Origin of the sequence: Bacillus pumilus (genome assembly GCF_024498355.1) — a bacterium.
GTDB classification, from domain to species: domain Bacteria; phylum Bacillota; class Bacilli; order Bacillales; family Bacillaceae; genus Bacillus; species Bacillus pumilus_P.
Window position 1 is genome coordinate 3,007,255 of the sequence record NZ_CP101833.1, and the last position, 18,900, is coordinate 3,026,154.

14 protein-coding genes, 1 tRNA gene and 2 pseudogenes are annotated in these 18,900 nt (G+C 41.4%); 5 read left to right on the plus strand and 12 right to left on the minus strand.

The features are described 5' to 3' along the window. The first annotated feature begins 169 nt into the window (after window positions 1-169). A complete protein-coding gene (locus tag NPA43_RS15450; protein WP_305881443.1) occupies window positions 170-1,579 on the plus strand; it encodes a polysaccharide deacetylase family protein in 1,410 nt (469 codons plus the stop codon). 16 nt (window positions 1,580-1,595) lie between these two features. Here the strand turns inward: NPA43_RS15450 and abc-f are convergent, their stop codons facing one another. From abc-f to NPA43_RS15495, 9 genes are all read right to left on the minus strand, one after another. Further along, window positions 1,596-3,155 carry a ribosomal protection-like ABC-F family protein gene (gene abc-f, locus NPA43_RS15455; protein ID WP_256499689.1) on the minus strand — a complete coding sequence of 520 codons (1,560 nt, stop codon included), beginning with the start codon at window positions 3,153-3,155 and terminating at the stop codon, window positions 1,596-1,598. 333 nt (window positions 3,156-3,488) lie between these two features. Continuing rightward, window positions 3,489-4,259 carry an ABC transporter ATP-binding protein gene (locus NPA43_RS15460; protein ID WP_099727963.1) on the minus strand — a complete coding sequence of 257 codons (771 nt, stop codon included), beginning with the start codon at window positions 4,257-4,259 and terminating at the stop codon, window positions 3,489-3,491. Continuing rightward, window positions 4,253-5,071: an ABC transporter ATP-binding protein gene (locus NPA43_RS15465; RefSeq protein ID WP_099727964.1), complete on the minus strand. Its 819-nt coding sequence runs from the start codon at window positions 5,069-5,071 to the stop codon at window positions 4,253-4,255. Before NPA43_RS15465 ends, NPA43_RS15460 begins: the two co-directional genes overlap by 7 nt. Next, window positions 5,034-5,921 carry a nickel/cobalt ABC transporter permease gene (opp1C, locus tag NPA43_RS15470; protein ID WP_230030711.1) on the minus strand — a complete coding sequence of 296 codons (888 nt, stop codon included), beginning with the start codon at window positions 5,919-5,921 and terminating at the stop codon, window positions 5,034-5,036. Before opp1C ends, NPA43_RS15465 begins: the two co-directional genes overlap by 38 nt. 5 nt (window positions 5,922-5,926) lie before the next feature. Next, entirely contained in the window at window positions 5,927-6,856 is a 930-nt protein-coding gene (gene opp1B, locus NPA43_RS15475; RefSeq protein WP_099727966.1) for a nickel/cobalt ABC transporter permease, read from the minus strand. Window positions 6,857-6,871: 15 nt separating this feature from the next. Continuing rightward, entirely contained in the window at window positions 6,872-8,515 is a 1,644-nt protein-coding gene (gene nikA / locus NPA43_RS15480) for a nickel ABC transporter substrate-binding protein (RefSeq protein ID WP_230030709.1), read from the minus strand. 309 nt (window positions 8,516-8,824) lie between these two features. Beyond that, window positions 8,825-9,994: a macrolide family glycosyltransferase gene (locus NPA43_RS15485; protein WP_230030708.1), complete on the minus strand. Its 1,170-nt coding sequence runs from the start codon at window positions 9,992-9,994 to the stop codon at window positions 8,825-8,827. Window positions 9,995-10,384: 390 nt separating this feature from the next. Then, on the minus strand, window positions 10,385-11,248 hold the full coding sequence (locus NPA43_RS15490; protein WP_256499036.1) for an aminoglycoside phosphotransferase family protein: 864 nt from the start codon (window positions 11,246-11,248) through the stop codon (window positions 10,385-10,387). A gap of 908 nt (window positions 11,249-12,156) precedes the next feature. After that, window positions 12,157-12,232, minus strand: a tRNA-Arg gene (locus tag NPA43_RS15495). A gap of 253 nt (window positions 12,233-12,485) precedes the next feature. Here NPA43_RS15495 and clpP point away from each other — a divergent pair. Beyond that, on the plus strand, window positions 12,486-13,082 hold the full coding sequence (gene clpP, locus NPA43_RS15500; protein ID WP_024719872.1) for an ATP-dependent Clp endopeptidase proteolytic subunit ClpP: 597 nt from the start codon (window positions 12,486-12,488) through the stop codon (window positions 13,080-13,082). Between the two features lie 56 nt (window positions 13,083-13,138). On the opposite strand, the pseudogene NPA43_RS15505 reads toward clpP, so the two are convergent. Further along, window positions 13,139-13,716: pseudogene (locus NPA43_RS15505) on the minus strand (TIGR00730 family Rossman fold protein). Between the two features lie 134 nt (window positions 13,717-13,850). Between NPA43_RS15505 and NPA43_RS15510 the strand changes: the two are divergent. Further along, window positions 13,851-14,192 carry a MazG nucleotide pyrophosphohydrolase domain-containing protein gene (locus NPA43_RS15510; protein ID WP_034316625.1) on the plus strand — a complete coding sequence of 114 codons (342 nt, stop codon included), beginning with the start codon at window positions 13,851-13,853 and terminating at the stop codon, window positions 14,190-14,192. Window positions 14,193-14,220: 28 nt separating this feature from the next. On the opposite strand, the pseudogene NPA43_RS15515 reads toward NPA43_RS15510, so the two are convergent. Next, a pseudogene (locus NPA43_RS15515) lies at window positions 14,221-15,841 on the minus strand (SulP family inorganic anion transporter). 37 nt (window positions 15,842-15,878) lie between these two features. Further along, window positions 15,879-16,460, minus strand: a complete 582-nt coding sequence (locus tag NPA43_RS15520; protein ID WP_099727972.1) for a beta-class carbonic anhydrase — start codon at window positions 16,458-16,460, stop codon at window positions 15,879-15,881. Between the two features lie 564 nt (window positions 16,461-17,024). On the opposite strand from NPA43_RS15520, the gene NPA43_RS15525 reads away from it, so the two are divergent. Then, window positions 17,025-18,002 (plus strand): 2-hydroxyacid dehydrogenase, encoded by a 978-nt coding sequence (locus NPA43_RS15525; protein ID WP_099727974.1) that lies wholly within the window; start codon window positions 17,025-17,027, stop codon window positions 18,000-18,002. A gap of 376 nt (window positions 18,003-18,378) precedes the next feature. Continuing rightward, a complete protein-coding gene (locus tag NPA43_RS15530; RefSeq protein WP_099727976.1) occupies window positions 18,379-18,867 on the plus strand; it encodes a ribonuclease in 489 nt (162 codons plus the stop codon). Window positions 18,868-18,900: the final 33 nt, after the last annotated feature.

The following is an 18,900-nucleotide window of genomic DNA, read 5'->3' on the forward strand; positions in this document are numbered from 1 at the left end:
TTCATTCTGAAAGACCTATCATTTTTTCCGATAGTTTAATAGTAAAATAGTTGACATTCCGCATGAAAATCACCTAAAATTACAAAAGTAAGTCAAATGTTATAAAAATATTACAAACAGATGTCAAACTGATAAAGAATGACCCGTCATGAGAGGAGATTTGAAAGTTGTGTCAGTAAAGGGAAAATGGAGTATCATCTTATTTGCGCTTGCGATCGTCATTGGAGCAGTTGCTTTCTTTCAAAACCAACAAGCAAGCGGTACAGAGAAGAAAAATGTGAAGCAGGATACGAACTATAAAAATGTCGAAATAGTCACTCTCGTAAATGACGGGAAATTTATGAGATATGCAGTCAACTATCCTCTTTTTCACCAAAAAGAGCTAGATGACAAGATTCAAAGCTATGCAAATTCAGCATTAGAGCATTTCAAAAAGACATTCAGTGAAGCAAAGGACATCGATGAAAATAAACGCTTTGAACTGAATATTGATTATGATATGGTGCATTATGCGAAACAATCCGCTGCCATTCACTTTACAACCTATACCTATACAGGTCAGCAAAATGGGACTACTAATCATCTAACGATCAATTTTGATTTTCAGAAAAAAACCTTTCTTGACACAAAAGATTTATTTCTGCCTAAAACCAATTATTTAAAGAAATTATCCTATATTACATACACGGAGCTTCGAAAGGACAAAACCTTGGCTAAGGATCACTCTCTCCTTCAGAAAGGAACAGCCCCTACTGCTCAAAACTTCAGTCAATTTGCCTTGAAAGAGAAATATGTAGAGTTTTATTTCCCAGCTTCTCAAGTAGCCGCAGAGGATCTTGGTCCGCAAACGCTCGCGATCAAAAAGACTTTGCTGAAAGATATCTTGAAGCCAGAATATATAAATAAGACCAAAAATCAGAATGAAATCAAAGAACCGAACCCTAAAAGAAAAGCCGTTAAGCTGCCGCAAAAATCAAAGCTTGATCCGAACAAAAAAGCCATCGCACTCACATTTGATGATGGTCCGAATCCAGCGACAACGACAAAAATCTTAGATGCGCTGAAGGAAAATAAAGGACACGCCACCTTTTTCGTATTAGGCAGCAGGGTCCAGTACTATCCTGGAATGCTTGCTAACATTTTAAAAGGCGGGAATGAGATTGGAAACCATTCTTACAACCATCCTTTATTAACAAGACTGCCTCTCAAGCAAGCGGTGAAACAGGTAAAGGACACGCAGCAGCTGATTGAGAAAGCTAGCGGTTATACACCTACACACTTTAGACCGCCATATGGAGGAACAAATCAAGACATCAATCAAGCGGTTGATATGAAAGTTTCTTTGTGGGATGTTGATCCTGAGGATTGGAAAATTCGTAACAGCCAGCAGATCACAAGCCACGTTCTCTCACATGCAGCAGATGGCAGAACGGTATTAATGCACGATATCTATGAAAGCTCAGCTCGAGCAGCAGTGAAGATCATACATGAGCTCACCAAACAAGGCTACCAGCTTGTCACAGTCAGTGAACTAGAACAATTAAAAAAGGAACGAAATGAACAGGCCCCTGTGCAGTAAACACAGGGGTTTCTTTTTATGACTCCAAAGACTTCTTTCTTTTCAATAATGCTTGAAATGTCTCTTCAAGCTCCTGAGAAGGCTCTATACTTAAGCGACTGAGCACTTCAGACAGCTGCATATCAATCAACAGAAGCTCCTCTTCTCTCTTTGTAACAGGTGGTTTTTCTTCCTTTTGTCTATACTCTTCATATGTGCCATCAAACCCTTCAATGCGTTCTTCGTGAACATGCAGAATACGAGTGGCAACCTCCTCAATGAGTCTGCGGTCGTGGGAGACAAACACAACTGTACCTGGGTAATCCTTCAATAGACCTTCAAGCGCTTCTACTGCCGCAAGATCTAAAAAGTTCGTCGGTTCATCCAGCATGAGGACATTGGCATCACTGACGAGCAATGACGCAAGCATGGTCTTCACCCGTTCTCCTCCGCTTAACACACTAGCAAGCTTATACACATCATCTCCCCGAAACCCTAGTCTCGCTAAAACCGTTCGAACCACTGTCTCATCTTGAACGGCCTCTCTAAGCACATTTTGTAAAATCGATTCATCTACCTTCAGTCCTGAAAGATCCTGACTAAAATAGCCTAATTTGATAGATTCTGAATGAGAAACACCGGGATGTCCACTCACTAGCATTCGAAGAAATGTCGTTTTGCCGCTCCCGTTCTTTCCGATGATGGCGACTTTGTCTCCGCCTCTCACTTCCACATTCGCCTGCTTCCAAAGAACTTTATCACCCGCCTTGCCATCTATATTTTTCACACGCAGGATGGTTCGGCTTGCTACTTCTTTCATCGTATGCTGAGTCATTTGAATGGGCTGGACGTCTTTTACTTTCTCAACCTTTTCTAATTTCTCCATTCTTGTTTCAATGGATTTGGCTGTTTTTTGAAGCTTTTTTTGCTTATTTGCATAGTAGGGCTTTGCAATTTTGGGCCCTGAGGATTTCAGCTTCTGTGATGGCTTTGTGGCTTTGTCCGCTTTTTTCATTTTCTTTTGCAGCGCATGCTCTAACTGCTTTTTCTTTTGTGTATAAGCTTCATAGGCTTCCATCTGCTGACGATGCGCCAGCTCTTTTTGCTGTGCAAAATGCGTGTAGCTGCCCTTGTATTGCTTGAGCACCCCATCATCCAGCTCCCAAATCTCTGTACATAGCGCATCTAAAAAAGCACGATCATGTGAAACGACAATGAGGGCACCTTGATCATCACGCAGCTTCTCTTCCAGCCACTCAATGTGCTCTGTATCTAAATGAGTCGTCGGTTCATCTGCTAATAAAAGGGCAGACGGACGGCTTAAGGCTCTTTCAATATAAGTCTGGGTCATCTCTCCACCACTCTGTCTGCCATCAGCTGTTTTCAGCTGTGGAAGCAAAGTACAGGTCGTTGTGGCAGCAAACGTTCCACTGTCTGGTTTTTCTTGACCTGCCAGCACATGCAATAAAGTCGTTTTCCCACTGCCATTTGCCCCCACTAGACCAATGCGATCGCCTTGATGGATGGCAAGCTCCTCAATATCAAATAACAACCGATCCTTTCGAAATACCTTTAACTGATTGGCTCTGAGTAACATCCAACCCTCTCCTTTCGTATCAGGAGACATGAAAAAGCCTCCCATTCTCAGAATAGGGGGCAAAATGGTGTACAAAAATAAGCGTATTGATACAGAATGACGTGCTGTTCATCGAATGAACACACACATCCCCGTATCAATCCCCTCATTCTTTGATTCCCAAGCTGTACCATCCTATTCCGAAGCTAAAAAATGAAAACGCAGCAAACATAGCAACACATGTCGTTTGCTCATTGCCTTCGTTCTTTCATTTTGCTTACAGGTCATAGGATTAGTACTTCATTGCATTGGGTCACCCTTCCGTCGTTTGTTACGTATACGATAAAAGATTGGTTATTTTTTGTCAAGCTGAAAAGGCATGAGTGAGTCCAGCAGCTTGAGCGTAAATGGATGGGTCGCTTCAAACAGCTGGTCATTTGTACATTCTTCCACAAGTAACCCTTCATGTAAAAAAAGGAGCCTGTCACATAGATACACCGCTGCCTCTACATCATGCGTAATCATCAGGATGGTCATGTCTAATTCTTGTTTTAGTGTCTCAAGCAGCTCCAATATTTGTACCTGAACAGAGACATCAAGTGAGCTAAGGACTTCATCTAATATGAGAATTGCTGGATTCGTGGATATGGCTCTTGCTATGCAAACCCGCTGGAGCTGCCCCCCGCTTAGCTGATGGGCATAATGATTCAGCAAAGACGAGGGAAGCCTGACTTGCTCAAGCAATGACAATACTTTCTGATCCATATTCTTTTCATGCTTTAACAATCGCATGGGTTCAGCAATGATTTCTTTCACCGTAAAGGATGGATGGACAGAAGATAGATAATCCTGAAAGACAACGCTCATTTTCCCCCGATTCTTCTTCCTCCATATGTGAGCTGGCCTCCCATCAATCAATACCTCTCCACCATCTAACTTTTCTAAACCGAGCAGGATACGTGCTAATGTACTTTTGCCACTTCCGCTCTCACCGACTAACCCGATACATTGTCCTTTTTCGATTTGAAACGATACGTTTGATATTCGTGCTTTTGATTCCTTTTGATGAGAGAAAAAACCTTTCGCCTCTCCATGTTTGCGTAATTGATTGGCTGTGATCAACATGGGAACGCCCTCACTCTCTTCTGCTGTCTAAGTGCTTCAAGGGGGGCAGATAAGCGAAGTCTCGTCTCTAGTAAATGCTTTGTTTGGGGATGCTCGGGTGATGTGAATATCTTCTCAGCTGCGCGATGCTCAAGCATCACTCCTTGATGCATCACCATCAACTCGTCAGCGATCGCCTGAACGACGCCTAAATCATGCGAAATGATGATCAAGGCAGCACCTGTTTCTTCTTTCAGCCTCTGTAATTGCATGATGACCTCACGCCGATTGTATGCATCAAGCGACGCAGTTGGCTCATCCGCAATGATCACGTCAGGAGAAAGCATCATCGTGATCGCAATCATGACACGCTGCAGCATGCCGCCAGACAGCTCATGAGGATATTTTTTCATCAATTGATGTGGATTTCTTAAATGGACAAGCTCCAGTCCAGTGATGGCTTGGGCTTTTCCTTCTTTCCCGCGTAAGCCCAAATGCCGCTGAAACGTTTCCATCATTTGATGACCAATGGTTTCGATGGGATTGAACGCATTCATGGCATCCTGTGAGATGAAGCCAATTCGTTTTCCTCGCCACTGCTCTACCGCCTGACTTGTCAATTTCTCACCGTCAAACATGATCGCTCCTCCCACTTCCAGCGAAGGAGGGATCAAGCCAATTAACGCTTTTGCGACGGTTGATTTTCCGCTTCCACTTTCTCCAATAACGGCTAAACAGCGTTGTTGTTGTAATGAAAACGTGATATTCGCCACCAAATTCTTTTGCTTTACTGGATCATGTACGGACAGATTTTTTACGTCGATGAAAGGCAAATGGTTTCCCCCCTTTTTTGTTGATATGATGCATAGCAGGGTTCGTGGCCTGCTGCAGACTATCTCCTAAAAAGTTCAGCGCCATGACCACGAATAAGATGGCAAGTCCAGGCGCGAGCATATGAGCTGGGTGTGTCACCATGACATTCTTCGCCTCGTTTAGCATCATGCCCCATTCCGGTGTAGGTGCACTCACACCTAACCCAAGAAAAGACAGAGCGGATATATTTAAAATCACCCACCCCGCATCAAGTGTAGCAAAGACAGCGATTTCTCCTGAGATGCGAGGGAATAGATGTCTCCTCAGTATGTAAAAGGGGGAACCACCAGACACTTTTGCAAACTGAACAGATGGCTCATTCGCATATTGCAGGACAGACGAACGAATCATTCTTGTATACCAGGCCCATTTCGCAAGGACATTGGCCAGAATAATATTGAAAAGTCCAGGTCCCAATATTCCCACAATGGCAAGGATCATCACCTCTGCTGGAAAGGACAGCATGACATCACACAGCCTCATCAAAACTCCATCAACCTTTCCTCGAAAAAAGCCGGCCATGAGTCCCAGTATGCTGCCAATGAGCATCGTGATACACATCGTCAGCATGGCCGCAAGCATCGTTGTGCGAATGCCATATAAAAGCCGCGACAATACACATCTCCCCAGCTGATCCGTTCCGAGCGGATAAGTAAGACTGACGCCGGCATATTTTTGAAGAATGTTCGTATCTGTCGGGTCATGTGGTGCTAACACTGGTGCAAACAGTCCAGCTAATGCGACAAGTGCTAATAGCCAGATAGAAAGAATGGCCATACGGTCTTTTCTTAATTGATTCCACCCTATCATCTTTCTCAGCCCTCCTTTCTTAACTGCGGGTTCATGATCATTTGCATAACATCAGCGATGAGGTTGCACACAACAAACAGGAACCCCATCACAAACAAATAGGCTTGAATAATCGGGAAATCGGCGTGGAAAATAGCCGTCACACACAACCGTCCAACCCCTGGCCAAGCAAAAAGATTTTCAATAATGACGGTTCCAGCAATGAGCTTTGGAATAGACATGCCAAGTGCTGTCACCGCTAGTTGAAGCGCATGTCTCATGACTTTCAATTGAATAGTACGTTCCTTTAAACCACGGGCTCTTGCATAAAAAACAAATGGCTCGTGCTGAAACTTTAGGATTTGATTTCGAATCAGTCTCACATAGGTCGATAAGTAGCCAAGTGATAGTGTGATAGCTGGTAGAAGAATAGATTTGAAACCTTCCATTCCACTCGTATTGACCCAGTTGAATTTGACAGAAAAAAGCCAAATAAACAAAATTCCCAACCAAAAACTAGGCATTGAAGCTGTGATAAACACAAAGGCTCTCAGTATTCGGTCCACCCAGGTATGAGCCGCATACGCACATACCATTCCGAATAATAAACTCAACACAATGATGAAGAAGAGCGCTGCTCCTGCAAGCTTCAATGTGGCAGGCAGCGCCTCCATAATGAGATCAAAAACCGGCTCCTGTGTGACATAGCTGTTGCCAAAATCACCTGTTAATCCATCTTTAAGCCATGTGGCATAGCGTATGAAAAATGGTTGATCTAAGCCTAGCTCTTGTCGCATCGATTCAATCATTTCTTCTGTTGGGGTCACTTGATTCACACGCAAAGCGACCTCAGCTGGATCACTTGCCCGCATCGTAAGTAACACAAACGCAAAGAAGGTGATGAAGACAATGAGTGGGAAAAGCAGCAATATTCGTTTTAAGATATAGTGTGTCATGTCTCCGCCTCCGGTTTAAGACGAAAAATACAATCGGTCAAAGGGAATCTCATACTGTGATACATGAAAACCTACACCTTTAAGGCGCTTATTATAAACGGCCTTTGTCACAGAGTAAGAGATTGGGATGTAGACATTTTCATCATGAATATACGTCAAAATTTCTCGGTACATTTGTTTTCTCTTTTGCTCATCTGGTTCCACCAATACCTTCGTAATTGTCTCATCTAGCCACTTTTTCTTTTTCAAGCCTAATTGGGCTTGATAATCAGCATGAGATGCAACACGGAATGAAGAGACGTAAGTTTGTGGATCATAAGGAAGTCCCCACGATAGAGAGTACATCAGATCAAACTTTCCTGTTTTTTGACGATCTAAAAACGCCTGTTTTTCTTCTCCTCTAATATCCAGCTTGATCCCAACCTGCTTGAAGTCATGTTGAATCGATTCACTAATCGTTCTTTCGCCTGCATTATCCGAATTATAATAAATGGTCACGCTTAGTGGTTTGTCTTTTTGATAGCGATAGCCGTCTTCTTTTAGCTTCCAGCCTGCCTCATCCAGTAATGCCTCTGCTTTCTTTTTTTGATAGGTTTTCTTTTTAAGCGGGATATCTGCATAAGGGACTGATGAGGCAAGCAGCGTGTGTGCTACTTGTTCCGTTCCATTTAAAATCCCTTCTGTAATCATTTCTTTTTGAATGGCGTATTGAAATGCTTCTCTTACTTTTGGATCTTTTGTGACTGGTTGATTGGAGTTGATCACAATAGATCTTGAACCAACAGGAGGACTCACGGTCACACCGTATTGGCCCGCTTCCTTTAACGCCTGAAATGAGTCTCCGTCGATCATGTCACCATCTGCTCCAAATAAGAGATCAATCTCTCCTTTTTGGAGCGCAAGTAAAATCGTTTGATGATCCGGCATGACCTTCCACTTCACTGTTGAAATCTTGGGCTTTTCCCCCCAATAGTGATCATTTACTTCAAACACGGCGTATTGATTTTTTTTATGTTCCTTTAACACATAAGGACCTGTCCCTGCATACTCTTTGACTCCTTTTGCTGTGGTCCCATCAACGAAGCTTTTTGGAGAAATAAAACGGAAGGGGCGAGTTAAGCCTAGCTCTTCTAACGTTGGGTAATAAGGTTCTTTCAACGTGAGAACAAATGTATGTTCATCTACAGCCTTTGTGGATTTGATTTCTGATACGAGATTGAGCCAAGCGTTCTTTTCAATATTTTTGACAACTGCATCAATATTCATTTTCACTGCCTTCGCATTAAACGGCTCACCATCTGAAAAAGTCACGTCTTTTCGAAGGTGAAAGGTGTAGGTCTTTCCATCTTTTGATATGTCCCAGCTTTTAGCTAGCGCTGGTTGAACTCCTTTGTCTGTATTGACGACAAGCGATTCAAATACCATATTTTGAGCGGCCATCTCTCCGCCATATAGATGGGGATTAATGTCCCTTATATCTTTTGTACTTGCATACACTAGCTCATCTTCTTCTCGGTCATGTAAGCGGGAAGATGCCTTATTTTCAGAGCATGATGCCAATAAAAAACAAGCCATGACTGAAAACAGCATCAAGGTATATGTCACATAGGGATGCTTTTTCTCATATTTCTTCTTTATGTAAACAGCTTGATCATTCATATGTACTTCCCCCAATTTGATATTATCGTAATCATTTCGATTTTCAATCGAAATGATTACGAATTGAATATTAGCATACAGAAATGGGAAATACAATGTCTTTTTTCATCAAAAAAACAGACTCATGATCGAGTCTGTCAGATTGTTGACAAAGGGCTAAAATGATCTTTATTTTAGCCCTTTGTCTTCTTTTCAGCGTGATAGAAAACCTTTGCAGTCTAGGAAGGACGAGTACTGAAGCGGAGCGAATTTGAGATTCGTGAGCACCGGCACGACACCGAATGCGAGGGTTTGTCTACACGCTGAGACTCATGATTGGGCCTGTTTCGCCTGCATAAATTGATCGATCACACGTAATGCTTTTTCTGTTCCACCTGCTGTTTGGAAGCTTTCTTCAATTTTTTCAATCCCGGCACGGTACGTGTCACTTTCCAGAACAGTCTCCACGGCATCTCTTAGCTGCTTTGTCGTCAGCTGGTCTTTATCAAGCGTCCGAGCAGCGGATAATTCCGTCAGCCTTTGTGCCACCATCGGCTGATCTTTGTCGACCGGAATGACCACCATCGGAACGTGATAATGAATGCCTTCATTGACACTGTTCATTCCGCCGTGTGTCACAAACACATCTGTTAGTTCGAGCACTTCAAGCTGCGGTACATAAGGCTCGATCAGAAAATGAGTCGGCGCCTCTTTTAAGAGAGACCTATCAATTTTTTCTCCTGTTGCGATGACCACTTTTCCATCAAAGTCTGCAAAAGCATCAATACACAGATTAAAAAATGCTTCTGTATCCCCAAGAACTGTACCCATCGAAATAAAGACGACTTTTTCTTGCTCAAGTACTTCCAGCGGGAATGGGTGCTGATCTGCTCGTTTTAGAAAGCTCGGCCCAATGAAGACAAACGAATCGTTTAATGCATCGACAGACGGCTGAAAATATTCGCTTGTATACACCATATTCAGTTCTCCGCGGTTTTTCATGAATTGCATCAAACGCTTCGGCTGTACCCCAAAACGTTCATTTATTTCTTCTAACAGATGAGCGGCCTTCTCATCCTTTCTATATAGAGGTGTATCAAAATGCGCCTCTTGCAGCACAAAAGAAGGGTTCGAACCGATCCCTGGAATCTGTAAGTAATCTCGAACAAGCTCGCCTGCCCCAAACATATCGAAATAGACCAAATCAAATGAATGCTGCTGAGAAAGTGTTTCCACCACCTCTAAAATATCTAATGACGTTTGCAGCATTGCATGAAAGAATGGCTGCATGGAATCTAAATCGTCTTCTTCCACACTTAATGTGCGAATATAGTCTGGATGTATATGTACGTGAGCGCCTAAGCGTTTGATTCGTTCCTGATAATGTTCAGTTGTGACCGCATGAACTTCATCACCTCGATCCGTCAATGCTTTTATGATCCCTAACATGGGGTTCACATGTCCTTCAGCTGGAAACGTAATCAATAAAATCTTCGCCACAAGAAATCCCTCCTCATTGTCAATTTCCTTCCATGTTAATCATATACAGCCACCAACCTCAACAAATACGCCTAAAAAGGGAAGAAATGAGTCTTATGGCCAGTATTTTAAGAAGATACAAGAAAAAAGACAAAGCCTCCTGTTAAGAGCTTTGTCTTTTTGAACTTATGATTTGAGCAGCATTTTTAATGTATATTAGAATGATATTACTTGAACCAACACGATAGATGTTAGTTGAATACATTTTGTTAATATATTCCACTGCTATGTTTACAATAAAAGTCTTTTCATATTGGGTGCTTATTAAAAATAGCACCCGTTAATTTAAGTACATTCCTTCACATTCCACGATATATTATTTAATATTCTGATGTAGAGAGAAATCTTATATTATAGTAACCATTTTTTCAATCTTGACAAATTTTCTTCTAAAAACAAAGCATTTTTTTCAATTCCTCGGCGTTTAGACCATCCAATACTATTGAATGCATCTGTAAATCGATAAAAAGGTAACACATTCTCCAGGTCAATTAATGGCCTGATACTGTTATAGCCTTCTTGGTATGCATTATACAAGCTAACATCATAACTTAAAAAATCACGATACAGTTTGGTAAAATCGACTTCTGTTGAACCAAATCTTACGCTTTCAAAATCTATTATTCCTGAAACTTTATCATTATCAACAATTATATTTGCTGGACGAAAATCCATATGTACAAAGCTTGGTCCATCTGGAGACGGAAGTTTTTGTTTCATCTTTTCAAATTTTTCAATGGCTTTTTTGTATAATTGTTCATCCAAAATATCCCTTACATCTTCAGCAAAACTATAAAATTTCTGTTCAACAAAATGAGACCAGTTCGGAAATTCATTTTTTATACAAGTTAACATTTGCTCAGAAAGAGGACGAATAGAATGCATTTCAGCCTGAAGGACCCCAACTTGGAACGCTATTGTTGGTGTAGCATTAGATGTTAACGGTTTCCCTTTTAATTCAGATAATAAAAAAGCACCTGGACAATCCTCATCACCTGTCCAATAATCCATCATTTCAGGAATAGAGTCACTTCCTTTTAAAATTTCATAGGCTTCTAATTCTCGCTGATACTTCAATTTTGTAAAAGGAATTTTCAAAAAAACTTTATCACCATTAGACAAAATACATTTATAAACTGTTGAACTATGAGAATCTTCAACCTCATTCATTGATAGTACCTTCAATCCAAATTGTTGAATGACACGATTTAACATCAAACTTCCCCCCTATTTATAACCAATCTCCATTTTATTGTTAAAAAGCCACATCTTTTTAAACAAAATCTATATTACAACATTTCTACAACTAAACTCTCCGTTAATAACTTCTACAAAAAAGCGATAAGCCTTCCTGGACTATTGCACCCGTAAACTTAATAAGAATTTGCCCAATTTCTTGCCTTTTCCACTAACTCATTAACAAATTTCTGTTTTTCAGTTTGATACTTATAATGATTTTCAGGAAACTGTTTTGCTAATTTTATTTTTAAATCTCAATATCTTTTAGCATCATCTGGGTGTTTAATTAAATATTTTGAAGAAATTAGATATGAAGAAAACAACATTTCACGAACATGGGACTACAAGACAGGAAAAGGTTTTTAGTCCACAAAAAATGACCCTTCTAACAGAGTCATTAAAATGTATATTGAAACAATGAAATTGTTTAAAGATTTTTTCAAAGAAATAACACTAAACCCTTATGAGCTTATTTTATTAGTCCTACAAACCCTAAAAAAGTATTAACATTTGAACGACTTAAAAATTGAACCTGGAACAATTCATGGTTTTAGACACACCCATGCAGTATACTTCATTACAAGAAAATATCTATTTATTATGTTTCAGAAAGGCTAGGACATGCTAGCATTGACACAACCCTTAGATATTATTCTCATGTGGTGAAGGAGCTTAGAGAAGAAGATACTAAAAACACTTTGGATTTGTTTCAAAAAATGTTATCACTCGAAAGAGCCACAAGTGAAAAATTTGTGCAAAATGAAATAATATCGTTTTCTAACGTTTACTCACGTAATTCCATAAAAAACAAAGAAAACCCTTTATTTCAAAGGGTTTTCAGCTTTTTCACAAATGATAAATCGAATCCTATTGGATACTATAGACGCGCTCGGAGGGATTCGAACCCCCGGCAGACGTGGTACCGGAAACCACCGCTCTATCCAACTGAGCTACGAGCGCACGATATGTTTTTTGAACGTCAGCATATCAAATTATAAGGGAAATGCTGCAAGAAAGCAATGATTAATCATCAGACCTGCCCATGTATTTTCTTCTTTCAAATACATATATTCATATGATGGTTTGAAGTGGAAGGGTTTTGGGGAAAATGGATAGAGGTATTTGATTTTAGGTCAGCATTTTGTTTGACCTTTATTGACCAAAAATGTATCATTGAATTACATACTTACCTAAAAGGTGAAGGAGGAACATTATGAATTTAATACCTACAGTCATTGAACAAACAAATCGTGGGGAAAGAGCTTACGACATTTATTCTCGTCTTTTAAAAGACCGTATTATCATGCTTGGTTCTGCGATCGATGACAATGTTGCCAACTCCATCGTGTCACAGCTTCTTTTCTTGGAAGCCGAAGATCCAGAGAAAGATATCTCTATCTACATTAACAGCCCTGGCGGTTCTATCACAGCTGGTATGGCCATTTACGATACGATGCAATTTATTAAACCAAAGGTATCAACTATTTGTATTGGTATGGCTGCATCAATGGGTGCGTTCCTGCTTGCTGCTGGTGAAAAAGGTAAGCGTTATGCCCTTCCAAACAGTGAAGTGATGATTCATCAACCATTAGGCGGAGCCCAAGGTCAAGCGACAGAAATTGAAATTGCGGCTAAACGAATCCTTTCTTTACGCGATAAACTGAACCAAGTACTTGCTGAACGTACTGGTCAGCCAATTGAAGTGATTGAGCGCGATACAGATCGTGACAACTTCAAAACAGCGGAAGAAGCTCTTCAATACGGACTCATTGACAAAGTCTTGACCCGTAATTCAGAAGAACAAAAATAATGACAAAACAAACCGTCTGCTCCTTCGAACAGACGGTTTTTTGTTGTTCACATGCTTTAAGACAGCTCCGTCCATTTCTGCTGAAGAGATGGTGTTTGATAAGAAGCCATCTGTGAAATCAATTCTTCCGGCTCACTGGAGGCATGTAACAATTGAAGGTGTAATTCATTTGAAAAACCTTCCTGTACACTGAACTTCACCATGTCAATGAGCGGCTTGAAATAGTCATTCACTTGATACAATCCGATTGGCTTTTGGTGAATCCCGATTTGTGCCCAGCATAACACCTCAAATAATTCTTCATATGTACCAAAGCCGCCTGGCATGGCAATAAATCCATCGGCCAGCTCGCTCATTTTCGCTTTTCGTTCATGCATCCCTTTTACTTCTATTAATTCTGTTAGCTCTTGATGCACAACCTCTCCTCTAAAAAGCCCTTTTGGCATGACCCCAATGACTTGCCCGCCATTTTTCAATACCTCATCTGCAATGGCTCCCATTAGTCCAATTCGTGAACGCCGTATACAAGACAAATGCCCTTCTCTGCCATATAAGCACCCAGCTCGACAGCCTTTTGTTTGTAGATGTCATTCACACCTGGATTCGAACCAGCAAACACACAAATCGTTTTCATCAAACAGCTCCATCTCTCTCTATGATTTCTTCACCCACTCATTCTACTATAATTAATTGTAAAGAAACAGCCGCATCGTCTATATATAGTGTAAAATGAAAAAACGAACACCATATAAGGAGCTGTATAAAGAAATGCAAACAACTGAGATAGAGAAGTGGATTAAAGAGTTTTACGAAATGAGAAATTGGACAAAATACGGGCCGTTTATTCGGTTAGGCTTCCTTATGGAAGAAACGGGAGAACTCGCTCGTGCCGTTAGAGCCGTAGAAATTGGGCGTGATCGGCCTGATGAAAAAATACAAGAGACACTAGAGTTAAAGAAAGACCTTATCGAAGAAATGGGTGATGTATTAGCGAATCTACTCGTTTTAGCTGATCTTTATGATGTGACACTAGAAGAGGTTTTCGCCTCTCATCAACAGAAACTCACAAAACGTTTTTCTACTGAAATAGAACAGGCAAAAAGCACGTGACCAAACTGTCACGTGCTTTTTTACACCCTTATAGCTGCTGTGGTGAAATATCATCCGTTCGTTCAAAGAAATGCTGCTTTCCAATTTGATGAAAAAGACCCGTACGATGCAAAAGCTCTTTTGGCTGTGATTGTAGTCCGACAATCATCAGTTTTCCATTATGATGCTTTAAACGATTGGAGATGTTCATCAGGACCGCTTCTGCTGAGGTGTCCATATAGTTGACTTTATTCATGAGCAGGATGAGCGTTTTCGGCTTTGTCTGAACATGATCCAAAATCGAATTTTCCAATGAATCTGTTGTACCGAAGAACAGTGGTCCTTCAATTGAATACATACTGATATCTTTCTGGTCTGTCTGTTTTTCTAAAGTGGCTGCCGTTTCTATTTGAGGAACAGCGACATTTGTATGAATGTTGGTCGTCTGGCTCATTTTTTTGATAAAGGCGATAAACGCTAAAATGAGACCTGCGGTGACGCCAATAATCAAATCACCGATGACCGTTAAGAGGAAGGTCACGACAAGTACAAGTGAATCCGCATTTCTCACTTTCACAATATTGATAAACTCTTTTTCTCACTCATATTCCAAGCAACAAACATTAAAATTGGTGCCATGGCAGCAAGTGGAATCATGGATGCATATGGTGCAAAGAGCATTAAGATGAGCAATACAACGACGCCATGCACAACACCTGAAATCGGACTTGCTCCGCCATTTTTGATGTTCGTTGCTGTACGGGCAATGGCTCCAGTCGCTGGAATCCCTCCGAAAAGCGGTGCCGCCATATTGGCGATTCCTTGCCCGACAAGCTCCTTGTTGCTGTCATGCTTAGAGCCTTTCATATTATCAGCAACCATTGCTGACAAGATTGACTCCACACCGCCTAAAAGCGCAATGACAATGGCTGGAGGCAGCAGATAAATCATTTTTCGATCGTTAATTCAGGAAAAGCGAAGCTTGGCAGCTGGCGAGGGATTTCACCATATGCAGAGCCAATTGTTTCAACTTGTCCTTGGAAAAAGAGAACGGCTACAAATGTTGAAGCCAATAAACCTAATAGAGCACCAGGTATTTTGGGAATGTATTTTTGTGCCACCAAAATCACGATGAGCCCGATGACGGCTGTGATGATGGCGAGACTATTTGTGGTGCCGAGATGGACCACGATTTCTCTCATATTGAGGAAAAAGCTTTCATGCTTTTCAACACCCTTTAATCCGAGGAAGTTGGCAATCTGCCCTGAAAAAATAATGACAGCAATACCAGCAGTAAAACCGATGATAACCGGACGAGGAATAAATTTCATGAGCTTCCCTAGTTTGAATATTCCGAACAATACAAGCAAACAGCCTGCCATAAAACCGGCAATGAGTAAGTTTTCAATACCGTACTGGCTGACAATCCCGAATAAAATCGGAACAAACGCCCCGGTCGGCCCGCCGATCTGATACTTTGAACCACCAAACAATGAAATCAAAATGCCGGCAACGATGACTGTGTATAATCCATATTCTGGTCCGACACCAGATGCAATGGCAAATGCCATGCCTAAAGGAATTGCCACAACGCCCACGACAAGCCCAGCGATTAAATCGCGTCTAAATTTTGATGAATCATAACCTTCAAATCTTCCATAAAAACGCATGGTATGTGTTGGCCTCCTTCAAGTATGTGTAGATGATCTAGGTATACTGTGGATCGATCTGTTTGTCTTTTACAACGACATCCAGCTTTCCTGTTGCTGGATGAATCACTAGTCCATGAACAGCCACATCACTTGGCATCAGCGGATGCTCTTTGACTAATTTCACGCTTTGGGACACGCTCTCTTCAACCGAATCAAAGCCTGTCAGCCAGCCCTTTAAATCAACCCCTGAGTTTTTCACAATGCTCAAACATTTCTCTTCAATTCCGCGTGCTTTGGCCTTTTCAAGTAAAGGCTCTGCCGCAAGACCTGCCATTCCGCATTCATGATGTCCCACAATGCACACTTCCTCTGCTTTCAGCTCATAGATGGCTAGTAAAATACTCCGCATCACACTGCCGAACGGATGTGTAACGATGGCTCCGGCGTTTTTAATGATTTTGGCATCACCGTTACGCAGCCCCATGGATTGCGGTAACAGTTCCAAAAGACGTGTATCCATACAAGTTAAAATGACCAGTTTCTTTTCAGGAAATTTCCCCGCTTTGTAAGGCTCATAATGTCTCTCATTTACAAACTCTGAATTGTGCTGAAGAATCTCTTCTAATTTTGATCCCATGTTGCCATCTCCCATCTTTTTTTAAGTATCGTAACGCCTTGCCTGTCCCCCTTTTCTCTCGTGTGCTCTCAAGCATAGAGAAGAAAAATGATAGAAAAAAAAGAAAAAAATGAGAAAACGATGAGAAAAAATGTAAGCATTTTCTCTATTTTGATCTTTGTACCGCTTCAGCGTAAGGGATATGCGGCCTGCTCTTTCAATCTATTGTTCTCAGTTCATCAAAAGACGATGAAATGGTTTAGTAGAAAATGGACGTCCCGTTTAATACATTTCAAATATAATAAATTTTCTACCAGAAAGTCTCGATCTATTTTCCAGTTTGTCAGATAATCTCTCAAAAAATCTGATAGTTTCCCATGACACATCTACCAATAGCTTATTTTTTATGTTTTAAAAATGCATCAGATGGCTTATGAATATACTTGTTCACTAAGAAAATGTCTCTCCTTCACCGTTATTTCAGTATATTAAATATTGAACAACTCATATTCAAACGTGTGATACCGAAATGGTTGCTTTATAATAAAAGGAGCAAGATGACGATGTGAAAGGAGCGAGTTGACTGTGACACCACATATTTTTGTCGCCAAACCCTTACCTGCCTCTTTTGAGAAAATACTAAAGGAACATTGTACATACGAGGTGTGGCAATCAAAGGACCCCATTCCAAGAGATATTTTGTTTGAGAAGCTGCAACATGCTGATGGCCTTTTGACGTCTGGAACGAAAATCGATCAGGAGCTATTAGATCACTCACCAAAACTCAAGGTGGTGAGCAATAACTCGGTCGGCTATGACAACTTTGATATAGAAGCCATGAAACAAAGAGGGGTGATCGGCACGCACACTCCTCATACACTTGATCATACCGTCGCTGATCTCGCCTTTTCGCTCATTCTCTCCTCGGCGAGAAGAATCACCGAGCTTGATCGTTTTATCCGCGAGGGGAAATGGACGAAATTTGTACAGGAAGAAGATATATTTGGCATTGATGTTCATCATCAAACGCTCGGCATTATTGGCATGGGCCGTATCGGGGAGCAAGTAGCCAAACGGGCAGCACTTGGTTTTGATATGAACGTCCTCTATCATAACCGGAGCCGGAATGAAAAGGCTGAATCGGCGTATGGCGCTGTGTATTGCGCACTTGATGACCTGCTGAAGCAAGCCGATATCATTGTCTTGATCACACCGCTAACCGAAGAAACGTATCATATGATGGGGGAACGAGAATTTAAGTTAATGAAGCAGACAGCTTTATTCGTGAACATCTCCCGCGGAAAAACAGTGGATGAGCAAAGTCTGATTCAAGCGCTTCAGGAGGGATGGATCAAAGGGGCAGGTCTTGATGTGTATGAGCAAGAACCGCTCCAGGAAGATCATCCATTCAAAGAGATGAACCAGGTTACTCTTGCCCCTCACATCGGTTCCGCTACTGAAACAACAAGAGATCTCATGCTAAAACGAGCCATTCATAATGTGATTCACGGAATTGATGGCAAGGCCCCTGTTGATGTTGTGAAGGAGCTTGCCACAACTTAATGGAAAAAGGCGCAGGGAACTGCGTCTTTTAGACTGTGACAAAGGGCTAAAATGATCTTTATTTTAGCCCTTTGTCTTCTTTTCAGCGTGATAGAAAACCTTTGCAGTCTAGGAAGGACGAGTACCGGAGCAGAGCGAATTTGACATTCGTGAGCACCGGCACGCAGGACTGACACAGAATGCGAGGGTTTGTCTACACGCTGAAAGGCGCAGGGAGCTGCGTCTTTTTATTTATTACCTAAGAATGGACTCGGGAGAAAAGACTCATTTTAGCAAAGGTTCTGATTCTTTACATTTCCTTCATATTCGGGTGCTATAATATGGATAGACAAGCAACAAGAGGACAGCATCCGATTTCCTTTATAGGAGGATGAAGATGAAAAAAATAAGTTCGATTTTTACTATGTTCGCTCTGATCGCTGCTATTCTGTTTTCTGGATTTATCCCGCAGCAAGCTCAAGCAGCAACACCTCTTACACCAACAGCCACGAATGAACCTGCTTCCATTCAACTTGCATCAGATTTGCGTACCCTTGCCGTCATTAATACATTTGATGGGGTAGCAGATTATTTAATTCGCTACAAACGACTACCTGATAATTACATCACAAAATCACAAGCAAGTGCTCTTGGATGGGTTGCATCGAAGGGAAATCTAGCGGAGGTTGCGCCAGGCAAAAGCATCGGTGGAGATGTTTTCTCTAACCGGGAGGGACGTCTTCCTTCAGCCAGCGGCCGAACATGGCGTGAGGCAGATATCAACTACGTCTCCGGCTTCCGTAATGCTGACCGCCTCGTGTATTCAAGTGACTGGCTCATCTACAAAACAACGGACCACTATGCGACATTTACACGTATTCGTTAGTCAATGAAAAAAGACAGCCCTAGGTCAAAAGGG

Excerpts from the sequence above, each read along its gene's own strand:
- abc-f (WP_256499689.1), bottom strand. The coding sequence starts at position 3,155 with ATGTTACTCAGAGCCAATCAGTTAAAGGTATTTCGAAAGGATCGGTTG.
- NPA43_RS15460 (WP_099727963.1), bottom strand. The coding sequence starts at position 4,259 with ATGTTGATCACAGCCAATCAATTACGCAAACATGGAGAGGCGAAAGGT.
- opp1C (WP_230030711.1), bottom strand. The coding sequence starts at position 5,921 with ATGATAGGGTGGAATCAATTAAGAAAAGACCGTATGGCCATTCTTTCT.
- opp1B (WP_099727966.1), bottom strand. The coding sequence starts at position 6,856 with ATGACACACTATATCTTAAAACGAATATTGCTGCTTTTCCCACTCATT.
- nikA (WP_230030709.1), bottom strand. The coding sequence starts at position 8,515 with ATGAATGATCAAGCTGTTTACATAAAGAAGAAATATGAGAAAAAGCAT.
- NPA43_RS15490 (WP_256499036.1), bottom strand. The coding sequence starts at position 11,248 with ATGTTAAATCGTGTCATTCAACAATTTGGATTGAAGGTACTATCAATG.
- clpP (WP_024719872.1), top strand. The coding sequence starts at position 12,486 with ATGAATTTAATACCTACAGTCATTGAACAAACAAATCGTGGGGAAAGA.
- NPA43_RS15510 (WP_034316625.1), top strand. The coding sequence starts at position 13,851 with ATGCAAACAACTGAGATAGAGAAGTGGATTAAAGAGTTTTACGAAATG.
- NPA43_RS15520 (WP_099727972.1), bottom strand. The coding sequence starts at position 16,460 with ATGGGATCAAAATTAGAAGAGATTCTTCAGCACAATTCAGAGTTTGTA.
- NPA43_RS15530 (WP_099727976.1), top strand. The coding sequence starts at position 18,379 with ATGAAAAAAATAAGTTCGATTTTTACTATGTTCGCTCTGATCGCTGCT.